This window comes from Pseudomonas arcuscaelestis (assembly GCF_016881005.1).
In the GTDB taxonomy this organism is placed as follows: Bacteria; Pseudomonadota; Gammaproteobacteria; order Pseudomonadales; family Pseudomonadaceae; genus Aquipseudomonas; species Aquipseudomonas arcuscaelestis.
On sequence record NZ_JACOPV010000004.1, the window covers coordinates 413,545 to 432,425 of the forward strand.

The following is an 18,881-nucleotide window of genomic DNA, read 5'->3' on the forward strand; positions in this document are numbered from 1 at the left end:
TGGCGGCAACGGAGGGTTGGCCTACAGATGCACGACTGCCAGGTCAAGGCGTCCGTACTCTGCTTCGCCGTGCTCGCCCTTGGGCGGCACATGGTGGGTTTTCATGATCTGGTCACCCTGCAGGGTCTCCAGATGGATATCAAAGCCCCACAGGCGGTGCAGGTGCTTGAGAACCTCCTCGGTCGAGTCGCCTAGTGGCTTGCGGTCGTGTTGTTGGTGACGCAGGGTCAGGGAGCGATCACCGCGACGGTCGATACTCCAGATCTGCACGTTGGGCTCACGATTGCCGAGATTGTATTGGGCTGCAAGCGTTTCACGAATGATCCGGTAGCCGCTTTCGTCATGAATAGCTGGCACCAACAGGTCATCGCGCTGATCATCATCGAGGATGCTGAACAGCTTGAGGTCGCGGATCACTGTAGGAGAAAGGTACTGCAGGATGAAGCTCTCGTCCTTGAAGCTGCTCATGGCGAACTTGATGGTCGACAACCAGTCACTGCCGGCGATGTCGGGGAACCACCGGCGGTCTTCCTCGGTTGGGTTCTCACACATGCGCCGGATGTCCCGATACATGGCGAAGCCCAGGGCGTAAGGGTTGATGCCGCTGTAGTAGGGGCTATCGAAGCCAGGTTGAAACACCACGCTGGTGTGCGATTGCAGGAACTCCATCATGAAGCCTTCGGTCACCAGGCCTTCGTCGTACAGGTCGTTCATCAGGGTGTAGTGCCAGAACGTTGCCCAGCCTTCGTTCATCACCTGGGTCTGGCGTTGCGGATAAAAATACTGAGCGATCTTGCGCACGATGCGTACGATCTCGCGTTGCCAGGGTTCCAGTAGCGGGGCATGTTTCTCGATGAAGTAGAGAATGTTCTCCTGGGGTTCGGCTGGGAAGCGGGCGTTATCTCGATCGCTGTTCTTATCTGCGCCTTTGGGGATGGTTCGCCACAGGTCATTGATCTGCTTTTGCAGGTGCTCTTCGCGCTCTTTTTGCCGGCGCCGTTCCTCTTCGGCAGAAATTGGATAGGGGCGCTTGTAGCGGTCTACACCGTAATTCATCAGGGCGTGGCAGGAGTCGAGCAGATCTTCCACCGCGTCGATTCCGTGACGTTCTTCGCATTGGGTGATGTACTGCTTGGCGAACACCAGGTAGTCGATGATCGAGCTGGCATCGGTCCAGGTGCGGAACAGATAGTTGCCCTTGAAAAAACTGTTGTGACCGTAGCAGGCGTGCGCGACCACCAGTGCCTGCATGCAGATGGTGTTTTCTTCCATCAGGTAAGCGATGCAGGGGTCGGAGTTGATCACAATCTCGTAGGCCAGACCCATCTGGCCTCGGCTGTACGACTTTTCCGTACTGAGGAAGTGTTTGCCGTAGGACCAATGGTGATAGCCAAGCGGCATGCCGACAGACGCATAGGCGTCCATCATTTGTTCAGCCGTTATCACTTCGATTTGGTTAGGGTAAGTGTCCAGGGCATAGCGCTCGGCCAGGCGGCTGATTTCCCGGTCATAGGCCTGGATCAGTTCGAATGTCCATTCGGACCCGGTGGATAGCGGTTGGCGCTTCTGCTCTCTAGCGGTCATGTCACTAACCTGCGCTGGAAGAGTTCACGGAAGACCGGATAGATATCACCGGCCGATACCAGCTGTTGCTGGGCAAACGTGTCGGCAAAAGCTTCGCCGATACGTTCATATTCGAACCACAGTGCCTGATGCTCGCGTGGAGTGATTTCAACGTAAGTGTAGTACTGGACGAACGGCATGATCTGCTTGGTCAGAATCTCGCGGCAGATCGGCGAGTCATCATTCCAGTTGTCACCATCCGAGGCTTGGGCTGCATAAATGTTCCATTCATTGGCCGGATAACGTTCGCTCATGACCTCCTGCATCAATTTCAGGGCGCTGGAAACGATGGTGCCACCGGTTTCCCGAGAATAGAAAAATTCTTCTTCGTCGACTTCGCGGGCACTGGTGTGGTGGCGAATGAACACCACTTCGATCTTGTCGTAATTGCGCTTGAGGAACAGATACAGAAGGATGAAAAAGCGCTTGGCAATGTCTTTGGTGGCTTGGGTCATCGACCCGGAAACGTCCATCAAGCAGAACATCACCGCTTTGGAGCTAGGGTTGGGTTGTTTGATCAGCAGGTTGTATTTGAGGTCGAACGTATCCAGGAAGGGCACACGGTGGATGCGTGCACTCAACCGTTCAATTTCGGCTTCGGTTTCCTGAATATCGCCGAAGTTGTCTGGTTCTTCCCGCTTTAGGCGCGCCAGTTCCTCCTGTGCCAGCCGCAACTTCGCGCGGCTGCTTCCGGAGAGAGCGATGCGGCGTGCGTGAGCTGAGCGCAAGGTGCGAATGATGTTGATGCGCGAGGGATTGCCTTCGTTGCTGATCCCGGCGCGCACGGTTTTGAAGGTGTCGGTCCCGGTCAGGTGACGCTTTACCAGGTTGGGCAGCTCCAGATCCTCGAACATGAATTCGAGGAACTCCTCCTGGGTGATCTGGAAGACAAACTCATCCATCCCTTCGCCAGAGTTGCCTGCCTTGCCGCGACCACCGCCACCGCCGCCACCTTGAGGTCGGGCGATGTGCTCACCGGCGGTGAACTCCTTGTTGCCAGGATGCACCACGGTCTGTTTGCCACCCCGACCATGATGAAGCACCGGCTCGTCGATATCGCGGCCTGGAATACTGATTTGCTCACCATGCTCCATGTCAGTGATGGAGCGGCGACTTACGGCTTCCTCTACGGCTTTTTTGATGTGGTCACGGTAACGCCGTAGAAAACGCTGGCGGTTGACCGTGCTCTTGTTCTTGCCGTTCAGGCGTCGGTCGATTACATAGCTCATAGGCCCCTCCGGGAGTAGGCGGTAGCTGCAAGCTGCAAACTTCAAGTGGCAAGAAAGGGCATCGCTGCCGCCGCCAGCCAGGCGCATAGCGGATGTATGCGCCGGACGTGCAGCTGACAGCGTGCAGCTTGCCGCTTATTGGGATTTCCTGACCCGCAGGTACCATTCCGATAGCAGCCGAACTTGCTTGTCTGTGTAACCGCGTTCCACCATTCGGGTAACAAAGTCGTTGTGTTTCTGTTGATCCTCTTTGCTCGCCTTGGCGTTGAAGCTGATGACTGGCAGCAGATCCTCAGTGTTGGAGAACATTTTCTTCTCGATCACTACCCGCAGTTTTTCATAGCTGAGCCAGGTTGGATTCTTGCCATTGTTGTTGGCGCGGGCACGCAACACGAAGTTGACGATTTCGTTGCGGAAATCCTTCGGATTGCTGATGCCAGCCGGCTTCTCGATTTTCTCCAGTTCTTCGTTGAGGGCGATGCGGTTGAGGATCTCGCCGGTTTCCGGATCGCGGTATTCCTGGTCCTGAATCCAGAAGTCGGCGTACAGCACATAACGGTCGAAAATGTTCTGGCCGTACTCGCTGTAGGACTCAAGGTAGGCAGTCTGGATTTCTTTGCCGATGAACTCGATGTAGCGGGGCGCCAGGTACTCTTTCAGGTAGCGCAGATAACGTTCACGTACTTCGGCTGGGAACTGTTCCTGTTCGATCTGCTGTTCAAGCACATACAACAAGTGCACCGGGTTCGCGGCGATTTCGTGTGGATCGAAGTTGAAGACTTTCGACAGGATCTTGAAGGCAAATCGAGTCGATAGGCCATTCATGCCCTCGTCGACACCCGCAGAGTCACGGTATTCCTGAATCGATTTGGCCTTGGGATCGGTATCCTTGAGGTTTTCGCCGTCGTAGACGCGCATTTTCGAATAAATGTTCGAGTTTTCCGGTTCTTTCAGCCGCGATAGCACGGTGAACTGGGCGAGCATTTTCAACGTGTCCGGGGCGCAATGGGCCTTGGCCAGGGAACTGTTGAACAGCAGTTTGTCGTAGATCTTTATCTCGTCGCTGACCCGCAGGCAGTACGGTACTTTGACGATATAGATCCGGTCGATGAACGCTTCGTTGTTCTTGTTGTTGCGGAAACTATGCCATTCCGATTCGTTGGAGTGGGCCAACAGAATCCCGGAGTAGGGGATTGAGCCCAAGCCTTCGGTACTGTTGTAGTTACCTTCCTGGGTGGCGGTGAGCAGTGGGTGCAGAACCTTGATGGGCGCCTTGAACATCTCGACGAATTCCATCAAACCCTGGTTGGCCCGGCAAAGCGCACCTGAGTAGCTGTAGGCGTCGGCGTCGTTTTGCGGGTACTCCTCGAGTTTTCGGATATCGACTTTACCCACCAGGGCGGAAATGTCCTGGTTGTTCTCGTCACCCGGCTCGGTTTTGGCTATGGCGATCTGGTTGAGAATCGAGGGGTGCAGTTTGACCACCCTGAATTGGCTGATATCGCCCCCGAATTCGGCCAATCGCTTGGTCGCCCAAGGCGACATAATGGTGTTCAAATAACGCCGTGGAATGCCAAAGTCTTCTTCCAGGATCGCGCCATCTTCTGTGGCGTTGAACAGGCCCAGAGGCGACTCGAATACAGGAGAGCCTTTGATTGCATAGAAGGGCACTTTCTCCATCAGTTGCTTGAGTTTCTCTGCCAGCGAGGACTTACCGCCACCCACCGGTCCGAGCAGATAGAGAATCTGCTTCTTTTCTTCCAGTCCCTGGGCAGCATGGCGGAAGTAGGAGACGATCTGATCGATGCACTCTTCCATGCCATGAAAATCTTCAAAGGCTGGATAGCGACGGATTACTTTATTGGAGAAGATTCGCGACAGCCTTGAGTTATTCGAGGTGTCGACCAGTTCCGGCTCACCGATGGCCATCAACAGGCGTTCGGCCGCCGACGCGTAAGCGCTGCGATCGCTTTTGCAGAGCTCCAGATACTCTTGCAGCGAAAGTTCTTCCTGACGGGTGGACTCGAAACGTTGCTGGAAGTGGCTAAAAATACTCATGACGTCACCTCGCTCGATACGTGGAGCCGACGCCGGATCAGTCAGCTGATGCTGGCATGCAATCGGCACTACCGATTGCTGTATACCCCCCAGAACACCTGTGAATCGCTACCGATGACCCGCACGCCGGTGTACCGGCTCTCCCCTTTTTGGATGGCCTGGGCTTAAGGATAGTTGGTTCTCGGCGAGGTCAAGGGCGGTTGGATGAATTGTTGCAGGTGACCGTTCGTCAGGTACGGCGCGAGCCCGCACGGGGCGCGGGCTGCAGGAGAAGAAAAAAAATTATTCGGTGCTGCCCTGAGCCGTTTCTGCTGGATAGGTGCCACGCCACAGCTCGAATCCGCCATCGAGACTGTAGACGTCGGAAAAACCCTGGCTGACCAGATATGCAGCGGCGCTTTGACTCGAGTTGCCGTGGTAACAGACGACCACCGTTGGCGCATCGAGGTCGGCGCCGCGGATGAATTCTGCCACCGAATGGTTGTCCAGATGTGTGGAGCCGGTGATATGGCCAAGGGCATAGGTTTGCGGGTCGCGAATATCGACCACGACCGCACCTTGCTCACGTAGCGCTTGGGCCTGCTCGGGAGGGATGCGTTTGAATTCGCTCATGGGGCGGCTTTCCTTCAGGGCTGGTCGTTCAGTTTAGTCGGTAGTGTGGAGGTTGGCTGGGGGCCGGGAGTGCCCTCGTCGGTGCATTCACAACGATGCGTTTCGCCGCTGTCGACGTTGTACAGGGTCATGGCGCCGCCCCACACGCATCCAGTGTCCAGGGCAATGACATCAGGCTCGTTGCAGCGGCCTTCGAGGGCAGCCCAGTGACCGAAAATGATTTTTACATGCCGTGAGCGACGGCCCTTGTGCGCGAACCATGGCTTGTAGCCAGGCGGTGCGGTGTCTGCGCCTTCCTTGCCTTTTAGGTCGAGTTTGCCCTCGCTGGTGCAAAAACGCATGCGAGTGAAGTAGTTGGTGATCACCCGCAGGCGCGTTACGCCGCTGAGGTTCTTGCTCCACTTGTTCGGCTCGTTGCCGTACATGCCGTCGAGATAAAGCTTGAGGCGATTGTCATCGCGCAGGGCTTCTTCTACTTCGCTGGCATGTTCCAGTGCTTTACCCAATGTCCATTGCGGAGGAATGCCAGCATGCACCAGCACCACGCCACGCTGTTCATCGTAGTGCAGCAGCTTTTGCCGCCGTAGCCAGTCCAGGAGTTCGCCAGCGTCTGGCGCCTGGAGAATCTCGCGCAGTGTGTCGTTTTTTTTCAGGCGCTCAATGTTATGCCACGCTGCCAGCAGGTGCAGGTCATGGTTGCCGAGGACGCAGACTAGCGAATCACGTATCGAATACAAGAACCGCAGGGTTTCCAGGGACTCCGGGCCGCGGTTGACCAGATCGCCTACCAGCCACAGGCGGTCGACTGCTGGATTGAAGTTGACGCGCTCAAGAAGGCATTTCAGCGGTTGCAGGCACCCCTGCAAGTCGCCGACTGCATAGACAGCCATTAGTGCAGAGCCCCAGGAACGGCCAGGCGGAAGGGTGCGATGGTGGCATCAAAGCGCTTGCCGTCGTCGGCCAGCATTTGATAGGTGCCTTGCATGGTGCCCACCTGGGTGCTGATGACCGCGCCACTGCTATAGGTGTGTTTGTTACCAGGTTCGATCCGCGGTTGCTGGCCTATTACGCCGGCGCCCTTTACTTCTTCCACCTGGCCATCGCCATTAGTGATCAGCCAGTGACGTGACATCAACTTGGCTGGAATCGAACCATTGTTCTGCACGGTGATGGTGTAGGCAAAGGCGAAACGGTCGATCTCTGGGTCGGATTGTTCTTTGAGAAAGCGGGTCACGACGCTGACGTCGATCTGGTAGCGGGGATCTGACATGCAAGGGGCCTTGGAAACAGACGCTAATACGGCAATGGCGTCCAGTCTAGGCTATTGGCGGGGTTGCCGGCCAGTCATGCAGGCATGACTGGCCATTGCAGCGCTTGTCAGGCGCCTTGCTGCTCGGCCAGTTTGTCGGCGAGGCGGACAAAAGCGGCGAGGTCCAACTGCTCGGGACGCAAGCTGCCGTCGACACCGGCCGCTTCGATGGCTTCGCTGCTGAGCAGGGCCTTGAGCGTGTTGCGCAAGGTCTTGCGGCGTTGATTGAAGGCTTCGCGAACGATGCGCTCAAGCAGTCGGTGGTCCTTGGCCGGGAACGGCAAGGTCTGGTGTGGAACCAGACGAACGATTGCCGAGTCGACTTTCGGTGGCGGATTGAATGCGCCAGGGCCGACGTTGAACAGGTGTTCGACCCGGCAGTGGTACTGCACCATGATCGACAGACGGCCCCAGTCGCCACCGCCAGGCCCTGCAGCCAGGCGCTCGACTACTTCCTTCTGCAACATGAAATGCATGTCGCGGATCAGCTCGGCGTTGGACAGCAAGTGGAAAATCAGCGGCGTGGAGATGTTGTATGGCAGGTTGCCAACCACGCGCAGGCTGTTCGGCGCAGCGCCCAGGGTGGTGAAGTCGAACTTCAGGGCGTCACCCTGGTGCAGACTGAAATTGTCACGACCAGCAAATTGCTGATTGAGGATCGGCACCAGGTCCTTGTCCAGTTCGACCACGTCAAGCTGGGCGCCGCTATTGAGCAGGCCTTCGGTCAGGGCGCCCTGGCCCGGGCCGATTTCCAGCATGCGTTCACCTGCCTTGGCATGAATCGAGCGCAATATGCGGTCGATGACGCCAGCGTCGTGAAGGAAGTTCTGGCCAAAGCGCTTGCGCGCCCGGTGTTGGTATTGCTCACTCATATTCGGGTCTCGGCCATCTGGTAGGCGGTTTCCAGGGCGACTTGCAGGCTGCCGGTGTCGATCTTGCCGCTGCCGGCCAGATCCAGGGCGGTGCCGTGATCGACCGATGTACGGATGATCGGCAGGCCCAGGGTCACGTTGACTGCTGCGCCAAAGCCTTTGTACTTGAGTACGGGCAGGCCTTGGTCGTGGTACATCGCCAGCACCGCATCGCAGTGCTCCAGATATTTTGGGGTAAACAGGGTATCGGCAGGCAGTGGGCCACGCAGGTCCATGCCTTCGTTGCGCAAGCGTGCCAATGTGGGTTCGATGGTGTCGATTTCTTCGTGGCCCAGATGGCCACCTTCACCGGCATGCGGATTGAGGCCGCACACCAGGATGCGCGGGTTGGCGATGCCGAACTTTTGTTGCAGATCGGCATGCAGTATTCGCGTGACTCGCTCCAGGCGATCCGGCGTGATGGCGTCGGCTACCTCGCGCAAAGGCAGGTGAGTCGTCACCAGCGCTACGCGAAGGCCGCGAGTGGCCAGCATCATGACCACCTGGGCGGTATGGGTGAGGTCAGCAAGAAACTCGGTATGGCCAGAAAAGGCGATACCGCTTTCGTTGATCACGCCCTTATGCACAGGTGCGGTGATCATCGCGCAAAAGTGTCCGTCCAGGCAGCCTTGCCCTGCTCGCGTCAGGGTCTCCAGCACAAAAGCGGCGTTAGCTTTATTCAGCTGGCCAGCCACCACCGGCTGCTGCAGCGGCGTATCCCATACATACAAGCTACCGGCTGGGGCTGGGTGGTCGGGAAAACGTTCGGGTAGTACCGGCACCAGATTGATGGCCACACCCAGTTGTATGGCACGCTCAGCGAGCAGGTCACAACTGGTAATGGCAATCAGGGGGTGAGGCTGGGCTTGCGTGGCGAGCAGCAGGCACAGGTCTGGACCTATGCCGGCTGGTTCGCCGGGCGTGAGAGCAAAGCGCTGGGCGCTCACTGGGCGCCCTGGTCGACGCCAGGAAGCTTGATTTCGACGTAGGCTTCGTCACGGATCTGACGCAACCAGGTCTGCAGCTCTTCATCGTACTTGCGGTTGCGCAGTACGTTCATTGCCTGTTGCTCACGCGCTTGCTCGGTGCTGTCCGTGGCGCGGCGGCCAAGGACTTCAAGAACGTGCCAGCCGTATTGAGTCTTGAATGGCTTGGTGACCTGGCCTTGTTGGGCGCTGGCCATTTCTTCGCGGAATTCCGGGACCAGGGCGTTCGGATCGATCCAGTTCAGGTCGCCGCCGTTAAGGGCCGAACCTGGGTCTTCGGAGTAGCTTTTTGCCAATTGAGCAAAGTCTTCGCCGTTCTGGATGCGCTCATAGAGCTTGTCAGCCAGTTCCTTGGTAGCCGCTTCGCTGCGAATTTCGCTTGGCTTGATCAGGATATGGCGGACATGCACCTCGTCACGCACTATGCTCTGGCCGCCACGTTTTTCCTGCAGCTTGAGAATGATGAAGCCGCCTGGGGTACGAACCGGCTCGGTCACTTCGCCAGCCGACATGGAGCTGAGCAGGCGGTCGAACGGAGGAGGCAATTGAGCCGCTTTACGCCAGCCCATCTCGCCACCCTCCAGCGCGGTTTCGCTTGCCGAACGGGCGATCGCCAGTTGGGCGAAGTCGGCGCCTTGTTTGAGCTGCTGGTAAACCTCACCAGCTTGCTTGGCCGCGGCCTGGATTGCAGCCGAATCGGCGCTCTCCGGGGTCGGGATAAGGATATTGGCCAGGCGGTACTCTTCGGACAGTTGCATCTTGCCCATGTCCGAGGCGAGGAAGTTCTTCACTTCCTGTTCCGAGACCTGAATGCGCTCAGCGACTCGGCGTTGACGCACGCGGCTGATGATCATCTCGCGACGAACCTGTTCGCGGGCATCGTCATAGGACAGACCGTCACGCGCCAGGGCCGAGCGGAACTGTTCAATACTCATACCGTTGCGTTGGGCAATGGTGCCAATGGCCTGGTTGAGCTCCTCGTCGGTGATGCGAATACCTGAGCGATCGCCGATCTGCAGTTGCAGATTCTCGACGATCAGGCGTTCAAGCACCTGCTGGTCGAGCACGCCGGGAGGTGGGGCAGAGCCACCGCGCTTGGCGATGGTCTGCTCAACTTCGCGCACGCGCTGGTCGAGCTGGCTTTTCATGACCACATCGTTATCGACGATGGCCACAACGCTATCCAGAGGTTGCACGGCGGCATGCGCCGTGCTGCTCAGCAATACAGCGCCCAGCAATAGCGGGCGCAGACAATCAGTAAGCTTGGTCTTCACGTGTACGATAACCTTGAATGCCTTGATCGAGGAACGACTCGACCTTTGAGCCCACTACGCCGCCGAGGCCTTTCAGCACAATCTGCAGGAAGACGCCGTGGTCGCCTTTTTCGTTTTGCGGTGTTGCCTGGCTGAAATCGTCGTAATCGATCCAGTAACGGTTGATCACACGCAGCTTCCAGCAGCAGTTGTCGTATTCGAAGCCACCGAAGGCTTCCAAGGTACGGTTTTGGCTGTAGTCATGCTGCCAGCGAGCGATTGCACTCCACTGTGGAACAATCGGCCACATGACCGAGAAGTCATGTTGCTGGATTTTGTAGTAGTCCTTGACGTAGTTAGGGCTACCAGGGGTGCCATAGTCGCTGTTGCCGCCAGCGGACCAAGTACCCGTCGCCTGATCATAGCGGACCATGTCGTTGCGGTAGCGGTAACCAAGGTTGACCACCTTGTTTACGTTATCTTCAGGCTGATAGTGGAACATTGCGCTGCCAGAGCGGGTGCTACGGCTATCTGGATCCCAGTTGAAGTCGGAATTGAAGCGCCAGTCGCGGTTAAAGCGATATGCGTATTCCAGTGCATACGGCGATACATCCGAGAGTGAGTCGTCGCGAGTGCGATAGTCGATTCCTGGCAACTGGACTTTTCGATCCTTGAAGTATAACGCTTGACCTACGCTGAAGCGTTGACGTTCGAAGCCATTTTCCTCGATCCAGCGATTGGTTATGCCCAGAGACAATTTGTTCTCATCACCAATCCGGTCGCGGCCGCTGAAGCGATTGTCACGGAATAGCGAGCTGTAACTGAACGTACTTTCACCTGTGTCGAAAACCGGAATGTCTTTCTGATCTTCATAAGGTACATACAGATAGTAGAGGCGTGGTTCCAATGTCTGGCGATAGTTCTTGCCGAACCACTGGGTATTGCGGTCGAAATATAGCCCGCTATCGACGCTGAAGATCGGCACATTTCGATTTTGGGTGCTGCTGAACCTGCCGCGTAGATCGGAGCCGGTAGCGGCCTGCTGCTTGCCCTGGCTGTCCAGGTCCAGTTCGTAATGTGTAGTGGTGTATTTGATGGATGGCTTCAGGTAACCGTATGTCGCGTTCAGTGGCAAGCTGATTTCTGGGGCCGCGTAGAAACGGTCGCCATTTGCGCGTGCTAGACCGAAAACGTTCTGGTCAATACGCCCACCATCGGCGCGGACGCTGGTATCCAAGTTACCATCTTCATCAAACACTTGGCCGCTTTTGAGGTCACGGTCGAAGCGAACGGCCTCTGTTTGGTACTTCAGATCAAGCCCGCCGGGATGATACGGCAGCATTCCATTGAAAGTGATCTGCGGCAAACGATCATACGGAGTGATCTTGGAGATGGTCGCCATCTCGTAGGCATGCATGTTCACGCGTGCCATGTAGCTGTCACCGCGCCAGGTCAGCGCGCCTTGCTGATCGACATAGTCCTTGCTTTCGACACCAATCTGCTCCGATTCCAGATCCTGGAAGTAGAACGGATCGCTGATATCGGTGTAATCGACTTCAGCCAGCAGACGCTCATCGAGGCCGCCTTTGTGCTGCCAGTTGATCATCCAACGCTGATCTTTGTAGTCGGTCTGTTCCTTACGATCATCATTCTTGTCATTCAGGTAAGCCCCACCAAACTGACCTTCACTCGATTTGGTCAGGTAGCGGAACTCGCCTTCCATCAACATGCCACGTTTGGCCATGTAGCGTGGATACAAGGTGGCGTCGTAGTTTGGCGCCAGGTTGAAGTAGTACGGCGTAACCAGCATGAAGCCGGTGTCGCTGCTGGTACTGAACGATGGCGGCAGGAAGCCGGACTGGCGACGGTCGTCGATCGGGAAGTAGATATAAGGTGTGTAGAACACCGGAATATCCTTGACCCGCAGGGTGACGTTGGTCGCGGTGCCGAAGCCGGTGGCCGGGTTCAGCGTGATGTTGTTGCCCTTGAGCTGCCAGGCGTTGCTGTTCGGCTCACAGGTTGTGTAGGTACCATCCTTGAGGCGGATGATGGCGTTCTCGGCACGCTTGGCGTAAAGCGCGTTACCGCGAATACGCGACTTGTGCATGACGTATTCGGCGTTGTCGACCTTGGCTTCGCCCGTGTCGAGCTGAATGTCGGCATGATCGCCCACAACCAGCGATCCATTGTCGCGGATCTTGACGTTACCGCTCAGCTCGCCTCGGTTCTCTGCTTGATACAAGTTGGCCTCGTCGGCCTCGACCTGCATGCTGCCTTGGCGCATGACCACGTCACCGGCGAGGGTGGCGATCTGCTGCTCCTGCTGGTAGCGGGAAACCTTGGCGCCGATAAAGGTCGGTGCTTCGTCCTTTGGCGTGGTGTCAGTCATGCCAGGACGGGTCGGCTCGATATAGGCCCCCGCGCAGTACGGGCCGGTTTCGGCAAGTTGCGCAGGCGTCAGTTGGTCACGCGGAACCCAGTCCAGGTGGCTGTAATCGTCACTGCGGGACTTGAGGCCACGGCCCTTGCTCTCGGTAACGAGCATCTGGCCTTTGCCGGATTCAGCAGCGGCTTCGCCGGCCTCACCCGTGGCTTCACCAGCCGCACTGACGGCTGCACCAGGGTGCACCGGGCGTGGTGGCAGCGTGGCAGCGTTGGTCTTGGGCTTGCAGTCCCAGCCTCCGGCAGCGGACACTTGGCAGTCGAACTGCTCTGCAGCGACCACGTACGAGGTTGCCAGAGGTTGCAGTGCCAGCAGACCGCCGGTGACCAGCAACGGGAATTTTTTACGAAACGCGGGGGATTTCAATGCCATCTTATTAGTCCGGGCTTCCTGCGTGCCATCTGCCCGCGTGTGGGGCCGCACGCCTCTCGATGGTCTGAAAAAGATGCTGGATAATAAAGCATGACCCGCTTGACGGCTAGGGCCGTCGGAGACCCTTGTAATGCCTGATCATGATGTACGCCTGCAACACCTTACTGTCTGGCTCGAAGAACAACTGGCGAATCTGTTTCAGAAACAGGGCTGGGGTGCTGTTCCGACCGCTAGCCTGACCGCTGCGAGCAGCGACGCAAGCTTTCGCCGCTACTTCCGCTGGCAGGCTGAAGGCCGCAGTTTTGTGGTGATGGATGCGCCACCCCCTCAGGAAAACTGCCGTCCCTTTGTCGATATCGACCACTTGCTGGCCGCCGCCAAGGTCAATGTTCCGGTTATCCACGCGCAAGATTTGGAGCGCGGTTTTCTTTTGCTCAGCGACTTGGGCACCCAGACGTACCTGGATGTAATCAACGCGGATAACGCCGATGGCCTGTTCGATGATGCTATTGAAGCGTTGCTGGCACTTCAGCAATTGCCGATGCAAGCACCGTTGCCAAGCTACGATGTGGCGCTGTTGCGCCGCGAGCTTGAGTTGTTTCCCGAGTGGTATGTGGGCCGTGAACTGGGCGTGGCGTTCACCGATGTACAACTGGCTGCCTGGCAGCGTATCAGTACAGTGCTGATCGACAGCGCTCTGGCCCAGCCAAAAGTGCTGGTGCACCGCGACTATATGCCACGCAACCTTATGCAAAGCGTGCCCAATCCAGGTGTGCTGGACTTTCAGGATGCCGTTTACGGCCCAGTCACCTATGACATCACCTGCCTGTTCAAGGACGCCTTCCTCAGCTGGCCGCAAGCACGCGTGCAGGGGTGGCTCGAAGATTACTGGCAAAGGGCCCAAGCCAAAGGCATCCCGGTCCAGGCTGATTTTGAGGACTTCCATCGTGCCAGCGACTTGATGGGGGTACAGCGCCACCTCAAGGTCATCGGGATTTTTGCGCGAATCTGCCACCGTGATGGCAAGCCGCGTTACCTGGGCGATGTGCCGCGCTTCTTTGCCTATATAGACGAAGTGATCGCTCGCCGCCCTGAGCTGGCCGAGCTTGATGAGCTGATTGAAAGTCTGCAGGCAGCTGCAGGAGCGCGTCCATGAAGGCGATGATTCTGGCGGCGGGAAAGGGCGAGCGGATGCGGCCGCTCACCCTGCATACGCCAAAACCCTTGGTGTCGGTGGCCGGCGTGCCGCTGATCGAGTACCACTTGCGTGGCCTGGCGGCAGCGGGCTTCAAGGAAGTGGTGATCAATCATGCCTGGCTGGGGGCCCAGATCGAGGCTCACCTGGGCAACGGCGCCGACTGGGGGCTGAGCATCAGTTATTCGGCGGAGGGTGAACCACTGGAGACCGGTGGTGGCATCTACAAGGCGCTGCCTCTGCTGGGTAAGCAACCTTTTGTGCTGGTTAATGGCGATGTCTGGAGCGAATACGATTTCTCCAGACTGCCGAAAAAGCCTGCCGGCCTTGCCCACCTGGTGCTGGTCGACAACCCCGGCCATCATGGCAAAGGTGATTTTTGCCTGCAGCAAGGACTTGTCAGTGACGGGGTGGAGAACGCAGCCACCTTGACCTACAGCGGCATAGCCGTCATCGATCCTGCCTTGTTCGATGGCTGTGAGGCGGGTGCCTTCAAATTGGCACCGCTGCTGCGCGATGCGATGAACCTGGGGCGGGTCACGGGTGAGCACTATTCAGGCTGCTGGGTGGATGTCGGAACCCTGGAAAGGCTGGCGCAAGCCGAGCAATTGATCAAAGGACGCCGCTGATATGTTGTGGCCGAGCACAGTGATTGGTGCCGGGGCCGGCTTCGCCATTGCCAGCATTCCTGGGGCATTGCTGGGGGCGCTGCTGGGTCAGGCGATGGATCGCCGTATGCAATTGCACAGTTGGGCCCATGTTCGTGAGCGCTTGGGTGGGCGTCCGGTACTGCGTGACGACGAGGTGCTGTTTGTTCTGCTTGGTCGTTTGGCCAAGAGCGATGGCCGCGTGGGCGAAGGGCACATTCAGCAAGCGCGGCAGGAAATGTATCGCCTGGAGATGGGCGAGCCTGAACGTCGTCGAGCCATCGCCGCGTTCAACCGCGGCAAGAACGGTAAAGACCGCCTGGGCAATTACCTGCTGCGTCTGAAGCAGCAACCTCATGCTGCCGAAGGGATGCTGCGGGCTTGTTGGCGCATGGCCTGGGCTGATGGTCGGGCGGGGCGTCACGAGCGTGAGCTGTTGCTCGATTGGGGGCAGAAACTGGGATGGTCGGCAGCCAAAGTCCAGGCGCTGGCCCTGGAGTATGAACCTCAGCGGCATGGCTTGTCCGATGCGGGCCTCGGCTATCAGCAAGCCTTGCGCTTGCTGGGCGTGGAGCAACATGCGGAGCCTGCGCAGATCAAACAGGCCTATCGCCGGTTGCTCAGCCGCCACCACCCGGACAAATTGGTGGGTAGCGGCGCAAGCCCGTCCCAAGTGCGTGAAGCCACAGATCGCACACGTGATTTGCATCAGGCGTACGCGGTCATCCGCCAGCGTCGTGGTTTTTAGTCGGCTTTTTCCGGGCTTAGCCAGCCTCGGATCCGACGGTACAGTTGCTCTTGCTCCGCCGTGCTATTACCAGGTATGGCGGTCAACCCGACCTGGCGATAGTTGCTGTCCCTGAGGCGTTTACTGGCTTTCAAACGCAATTCTGCCGCCTGCCGCGCCTGTTCCTGATTGGTATAGAAGAAGTCTGCCGTAGGTACTTTCAGTGACGGTGCCAGCACATCCAGGCTCAGTTCGGCCCGCGCTGGGGTCTGCGCTGCGACCATTACCAGCTTCTGGATCTGCGCAGGTTGCCGTTCACTGATATAGCGCGCGGCCCAGTAGGCACCGCTGCCATTGCCAAGCAGTACGACCCTGCGCGCATTGTGTTGCTGGGCGTAGGCAACGGCTGCATCCAAACGCGCGAAAATTCGTTCAGCATCCGCTTTGTCATCACTGTTGGAGGATGCAGGTTGGCTGGCGTTCTCGCTGGTTTCCCCTTCTGCGGCTGTCGCTTGTTCGACACTGGCATTGGCGTTGTCAGGGGTATCCTTGGCCGGCGCGCTTTGGCCCTGGGTCACCGGCTGACTCGGTGCTGGTGCAGTTTCGACGCGGGCTTGCGGGCTGTCGACCAGAAGATCGGGCAGGCTCAGGCTCAGACTGTGCCAGCCACCATCCGGAAATTTGCGGCGCAGGGGGCCGACCGTTTTCGGCCAGTCAGCAGTCTCTCCTGCACCGGCGAGGATAATCAGCGCGCCCTCCGGCTCGCTGGTGTTGGCGGGCTTCCATAGGGCGAGAAAACTGTCACTGCCTGCTTGCAGCGTTTGCTGCTCGTCCCGGGGCACTTGTCGTTTCAGTGCCAGGGCATCTTCTTGGCTGCGCTCGGCCAACGGTTGGCGCTGGACAACCGGCGGCTGCTCGTTGGTCGATGCTTGCGCAGTTTCGCCCGCAGCAGCGAGTGCGCTACAAGGTAGTATCAGTGAAAGGCAAAACGCCGGTAGCGTCGTGCGATAAAGTGCGAACATGGATTTATCCAGGCCAGAGTTATACCGGCAGCCTAATAGTATTTGCCCGGGACGGCCATGTTCGGTGGCCATCCATTGCTTGATGAGCGTTTAGATGAAATCAGTGCGCTGCCTGTTGCTTATCGGCTGTTTCTGCTGGTCCTTGATTGTGTGGGCGGTTCCTGCGGTCCCGCCGCCGGCTGTGGTTCTCGAGCCCGCACAGCAGCAGTGGCTCGAACAGCATCGCAGCCTGCGGGTAGGGTTGGTGCTGCAGGCGCCCTTTGCTCAGTTCGATCGTCGTCTCCAGCAACTGTACGGGGTCAATGTGCAACTGATGAACTGGCTGGGGCAGTCGCTGGGGTTGGATCTGACGTGGCGCAACTTCACGGATCAAGCTGCCCTGGAGCAAGCACTGCGGGCCGGAGAGATCGATCTGGCCCCCGGCCTGACCCAGACGCCGGCTGGCTTGCGTTTGTGGTTGTTCAGTGATCCGTACATGCGTGTGCCGCAGTTGATTGTCGGCCCGCGCACGGGCGCTGTGGCAGTTGATCTGGAAAAACTCACCGACAATGAGCGCGTTGCAGTACGCATGCCAAGTGCCGTAGCTGACTATCTGCGAGCCACGTATTCGAACCTCAACCTGCAAGGTGTTCCTCAAGAGCGCGAGGCACTGCAACTGGTGCTCAGCGAGCAAGCCCGATATGCGGTGATCGATGAGGCGCAACTGAGCAGACTCTCGCGAGAGAGCGAGTTCAGCGACCTGGCGGTTGTGGGTGACATTGGTTTGCCGCAACTTTTGCGGGTCGCTTCGCGGCGCGATTGGCCGATACTGGCGGATATTCTTGAGCGCGGCCTGCAAGCGATACCGGCCAAGGACCTGGAACAGTTGCATCAACGCTGGCTGGAGCCCAAGTACCCAAGACTGAGTGAGTCGCCTGGATTCTGGCAAAACCTGAGCTTGTTGTTTGCCGCTTTGCTGTTCAGCAGCATGGCCATTGTGATTTGGCAGCGCCGCCAGTTGCATCAGTTGGAACATAACCTACTGACCGCACGGGAAACCATCAACCAGCGCCGGGCGCGGGAAGAGGCGTTGCGTTTGAGCCAATTCTCCATCGATCAAAGCACTGTAGGCATTCTCTGGGTCAATTGGGACAGTCACGTGCGCTACGCCAACCACGCAGCTGAAAGCATGCTCGGCTACAGCGAGGGTGCGGTGGTGGATCGGCCGCTGATCGATTTCGAGCCCGGTTTGCATATGGATCGCTGGCTCGAACTGTGGAAGGGCGCGCGCAGCAGCAACGATGTCGCTCAGCACTTCGAAACCCAATGCGTGCGGGCCGATGGCAGTGTTCTGCCAGTGGACGTATCGCTGAGTTTTCTACGTTTTCGCGACGCCGAGTACTTGGTGGTCTTTCTGACCGATGTCACTGAGCGTCGCCGGGCGCTGGCAGCCTTGCGCGAAAGTGAGGCCAGACTCAAAGGTATAGCTGGCAACGTTCCGGGTCTGGTTTTCCGGCTCGAACGTAACCCGGCCGAGGGGGAATTGGAGTTTCCCTATATCAGCGAAGGCAGCGAGGCGTTGGTTGGTTACACCCCGGCTGCGTTGCAGCACCCGGACATGGGTTTGCGCAACCTGGTTCATCCGCAAGATCGCGCGGACTACCACAAAGTCCAGGACCTCGCCCTGGCCACCGACCGCGACTGGTCCTGGCAAGGACGAATCCTGACCCGCGACGGTGAACAGCGCTGGGCCGATATCAAAGCCAGTGCCCGCAGCTTGGGCGATGGCCGGGTGGTCTGGGATGGCGTGGTCTGGGACATCACCCCCAGCAAACGCATCGAACTGCAACTGGCCCGCTCTCAGGAACAATTACGCGAACTGTCGGCGCACATGGAAAGTGTTCGTGAGGAGGAGAAAGGGCGAATTGCCCGGGAGGTGCATGACGAATTGGGGCAGATGCTGACAGTGCTGAAGCTGGAAACGTCCATGTGTGAACTGGCCTACGCCGATCTCGATCCTGGCCTCAATGAGCGCCTGTCGAGCATGAAGCGATTGATTGCTCAATTGTTCCAATTGGTTCGCGATGTCGCCACGGCTCTGCGCCCTCCGATTCTGGATGCCGGCATCGCCTCGGCAATCGAGTGGCAGGCACGGCGTTTCGAGGCGCGTACGCAGATACCGTGCCTGGTGCAGGTGCCGGAAAACCTGCCGGCGTTAAGCGATGCCAAGGCCATTGGCCTGTTTCGCATCTTGCAGGAGGCCCTGACCAACATCATGCGCCACGCGCAGGCGCATACTGTGCAGATCAGCTTAAGCCTTGACAGTCAGATCCTGCGTTTGACAGTCATTGACGACGGCATTGGTTTTGCCCCGGAGGAAAGCCGCCCGACTTCCTTTGGCTTGGTAGGCATGCGTGAGCGCGTGCTCATGCTGGGTGGGCAAATGATCCTTGAGAGTGAACCCGGCGAAGGCACCAGCCTAAGTGTGGGAATTCCCCTGAAACAGGAGCGGTAA

At 58.1% G+C, this 18,881-nt stretch carries 15 protein-coding genes; 4 read left to right on the top strand and 11 right to left on the bottom strand.

What is annotated here, in order from left to right:
* Positions 1-21 precede the first annotated feature (21 nt).
* The 10 genes from H8F21_RS08230 to H8F21_RS08275 all read right to left on the bottom strand — a co-directional run bounded on the left by H8F21_RS08230 (position 22) and on the right by H8F21_RS08275 (position 12,796).
* Positions 22-1,584, bottom strand: a complete 1,563-nt coding sequence (locus H8F21_RS08230; protein WP_203479858.1) for a SpoVR family protein — start codon at positions 1,582-1,584, stop codon at positions 22-24.
* Positions 1,581-2,852, bottom strand: a complete 1,272-nt coding sequence (locus tag H8F21_RS08235; RefSeq protein ID WP_203479857.1) for a YeaH/YhbH family protein — start codon at positions 2,850-2,852, stop codon at positions 1,581-1,583. The genes H8F21_RS08230 and H8F21_RS08235 overlap by 4 nt, the downstream gene beginning before the upstream one ends.
* Positions 2,853-2,987: 135 nt before the next feature.
* Positions 2,988-4,910: a PrkA family serine protein kinase gene (locus H8F21_RS08240; protein ID WP_203543822.1), complete on the bottom strand. Its 1,923-nt coding sequence runs from the start codon at positions 4,908-4,910 to the stop codon at positions 2,988-2,990.
* 282 nt (positions 4,911-5,192) lie between these two features.
* Positions 5,193-5,522, bottom strand: a complete 330-nt coding sequence (gene glpE, locus H8F21_RS08245) for a thiosulfate sulfurtransferase GlpE (protein ID WP_203543823.1) — start codon at positions 5,520-5,522, stop codon at positions 5,193-5,195.
* Between the two features lie 14 nt (positions 5,523-5,536).
* Positions 5,537-6,412: a symmetrical bis(5'-nucleosyl)-tetraphosphatase gene (locus H8F21_RS08250; RefSeq protein WP_203543824.1), complete on the bottom strand. Its 876-nt coding sequence runs from the start codon at positions 6,410-6,412 to the stop codon at positions 5,537-5,539.
* The gene (gene apaG / locus H8F21_RS08255) at positions 6,412-6,792 is read right to left on the bottom strand and encodes a Co2+/Mg2+ efflux protein ApaG (protein WP_203479853.1); all 381 of its coding nucleotides are present in this window, start codon (positions 6,790-6,792) and stop codon (positions 6,412-6,414) included. Before apaG ends, H8F21_RS08250 begins: the two co-directional genes overlap by 1 nt.
* A gap of 107 nt (positions 6,793-6,899) precedes the next feature.
* The gene (rsmA, locus tag H8F21_RS08260) at positions 6,900-7,703 is read right to left on the bottom strand and encodes a 16S rRNA (adenine(1518)-N(6)/adenine(1519)-N(6))-dimethyltransferase RsmA (protein ID WP_203479852.1); all 804 of its coding nucleotides are present in this window, start codon (positions 7,701-7,703) and stop codon (positions 6,900-6,902) included.
* Entirely contained in the window at positions 7,700-8,689 is a 990-nt protein-coding gene (gene pdxA / locus H8F21_RS08265; RefSeq protein ID WP_203584206.1) for a 4-hydroxythreonine-4-phosphate dehydrogenase PdxA, read from the bottom strand. Before pdxA ends, rsmA begins: the two co-directional genes overlap by 4 nt.
* Positions 8,686-10,002 (bottom strand): peptidylprolyl isomerase SurA, encoded by a 1,317-nt coding sequence (surA, locus tag H8F21_RS08270; RefSeq protein ID WP_203479850.1) that lies wholly within the window; start codon positions 10,000-10,002, stop codon positions 8,686-8,688. The genes pdxA and surA overlap by 4 nt, the downstream gene beginning before the upstream one ends.
* The gene (locus H8F21_RS08275; RefSeq protein ID WP_203543826.1) at positions 9,983-12,796 is read right to left on the bottom strand and encodes an LPS-assembly protein LptD; all 2,814 of its coding nucleotides are present in this window, start codon (positions 12,794-12,796) and stop codon (positions 9,983-9,985) included. Before H8F21_RS08275 ends, surA begins: the two co-directional genes overlap by 20 nt.
* Before the next feature lie 130 nt (positions 12,797-12,926).
* Between H8F21_RS08275 and H8F21_RS08280 the strand changes: the two genes are divergently transcribed.
* The 3 genes from H8F21_RS08280 to H8F21_RS08290 are packed head-to-tail and all read left to right on the top strand — an operon-like array spanning position 12,927 to position 15,386.
* A complete protein-coding gene (locus tag H8F21_RS08280; RefSeq protein WP_203479848.1) occupies positions 12,927-13,952 on the top strand; it encodes an aminoglycoside phosphotransferase family protein in 1,026 nt (341 codons plus the stop codon).
* Positions 13,949-14,620, top strand: coding sequence for an N-acetylmuramate alpha-1-phosphate uridylyltransferase MurU (gene murU / locus H8F21_RS08285; RefSeq protein ID WP_203584207.1), 672 nt, complete (start codon positions 13,949-13,951; stop codon positions 14,618-14,620). The genes H8F21_RS08280 and murU overlap by 4 nt, the downstream gene beginning before the upstream one ends.
* A gap of 1 nt (position 14,621) precedes the next feature.
* A complete protein-coding gene (locus tag H8F21_RS08290; protein ID WP_203479846.1) occupies positions 14,622-15,386 on the top strand; it encodes a TerB family tellurite resistance protein in 765 nt (254 codons plus the stop codon).
* Here H8F21_RS08290 and H8F21_RS08295 read toward each other — a convergent pair.
* Positions 15,383-16,387: an alpha/beta hydrolase family protein gene (locus H8F21_RS08295; protein WP_203479845.1), complete on the bottom strand. Its 1,005-nt coding sequence runs from the start codon at positions 16,385-16,387 to the stop codon at positions 15,383-15,385. The two genes, H8F21_RS08290 and H8F21_RS08295, sit on opposite strands and share 4 nt — an antisense overlap.
* A gap of 94 nt (positions 16,388-16,481) precedes the next feature.
* Here H8F21_RS08295 and H8F21_RS08300 point away from each other — a divergent pair, with 94 nt between their 5' ends.
* Positions 16,482-18,881, top strand: coding sequence for a PAS domain-containing sensor histidine kinase (locus H8F21_RS08300; protein ID WP_203479844.1), 2,400 nt, complete (start codon positions 16,482-16,484; stop codon positions 18,879-18,881).

What these genes read in the sequence shown, in the direction of transcription:
- H8F21_RS08230 (WP_203479858.1), bottom strand. Translation starts at nt 1,584, where the DNA reads ATGACCGCTAGAGAGCAGAAGCGCCAACCGCTATCCACCGGGTCCGAA.
- H8F21_RS08235 (WP_203479857.1), bottom strand. Translation starts at nt 2,852, where the DNA reads ATGAGCTATGTAATCGACCGACGCCTGAACGGCAAGAACAAGAGCACG.
- H8F21_RS08240 (WP_203543822.1), bottom strand. Translation starts at nt 4,910, where the DNA reads ATGAGTATTTTTAGCCACTTCCAGCAACGTTTCGAGTCCACCCGTCAG.
- glpE (WP_203543823.1), bottom strand. Translation starts at nt 5,522, where the DNA reads ATGAGCGAATTCAAACGCATCCCTCCCGAGCAGGCCCAAGCGCTACGT.
- H8F21_RS08250 (WP_203543824.1), bottom strand. Translation starts at nt 6,412, where the DNA reads ATGGCTGTCTATGCAGTCGGCGACTTGCAGGGGTGCCTGCAACCGCTG.
- apaG (WP_203479853.1), bottom strand. Translation starts at nt 6,792, where the DNA reads ATGTCAGATCCCCGCTACCAGATCGACGTCAGCGTCGTGACCCGCTTT.
- rsmA (WP_203479852.1), bottom strand. Translation starts at nt 7,703, where the DNA reads ATGAGTGAGCAATACCAACACCGGGCGCGCAAGCGCTTTGGCCAGAAC.
- H8F21_RS08275 (WP_203543826.1), bottom strand. Translation starts at nt 12,796, where the DNA reads ATGGCATTGAAATCCCCCGCGTTTCGTAAAAAATTCCCGTTGCTGGTC.
- H8F21_RS08280 (WP_203479848.1), top strand. Translation starts at nt 12,927, where the DNA reads ATGCCTGATCATGATGTACGCCTGCAACACCTTACTGTCTGGCTCGAA.
- murU (WP_203584207.1), top strand. Translation starts at nt 13,949, where the DNA reads ATGAAGGCGATGATTCTGGCGGCGGGAAAGGGCGAGCGGATGCGGCCG.
- H8F21_RS08290 (WP_203479846.1), top strand. Translation starts at nt 14,622, where the DNA reads ATGTTGTGGCCGAGCACAGTGATTGGTGCCGGGGCCGGCTTCGCCATT.
- H8F21_RS08295 (WP_203479845.1), bottom strand. Translation starts at nt 16,387, where the DNA reads ATGTTCGCACTTTATCGCACGACGCTACCGGCGTTTTGCCTTTCACTG.
- H8F21_RS08300 (WP_203479844.1), top strand. Translation starts at nt 16,482, where the DNA reads ATGAAATCAGTGCGCTGCCTGTTGCTTATCGGCTGTTTCTGCTGGTCC.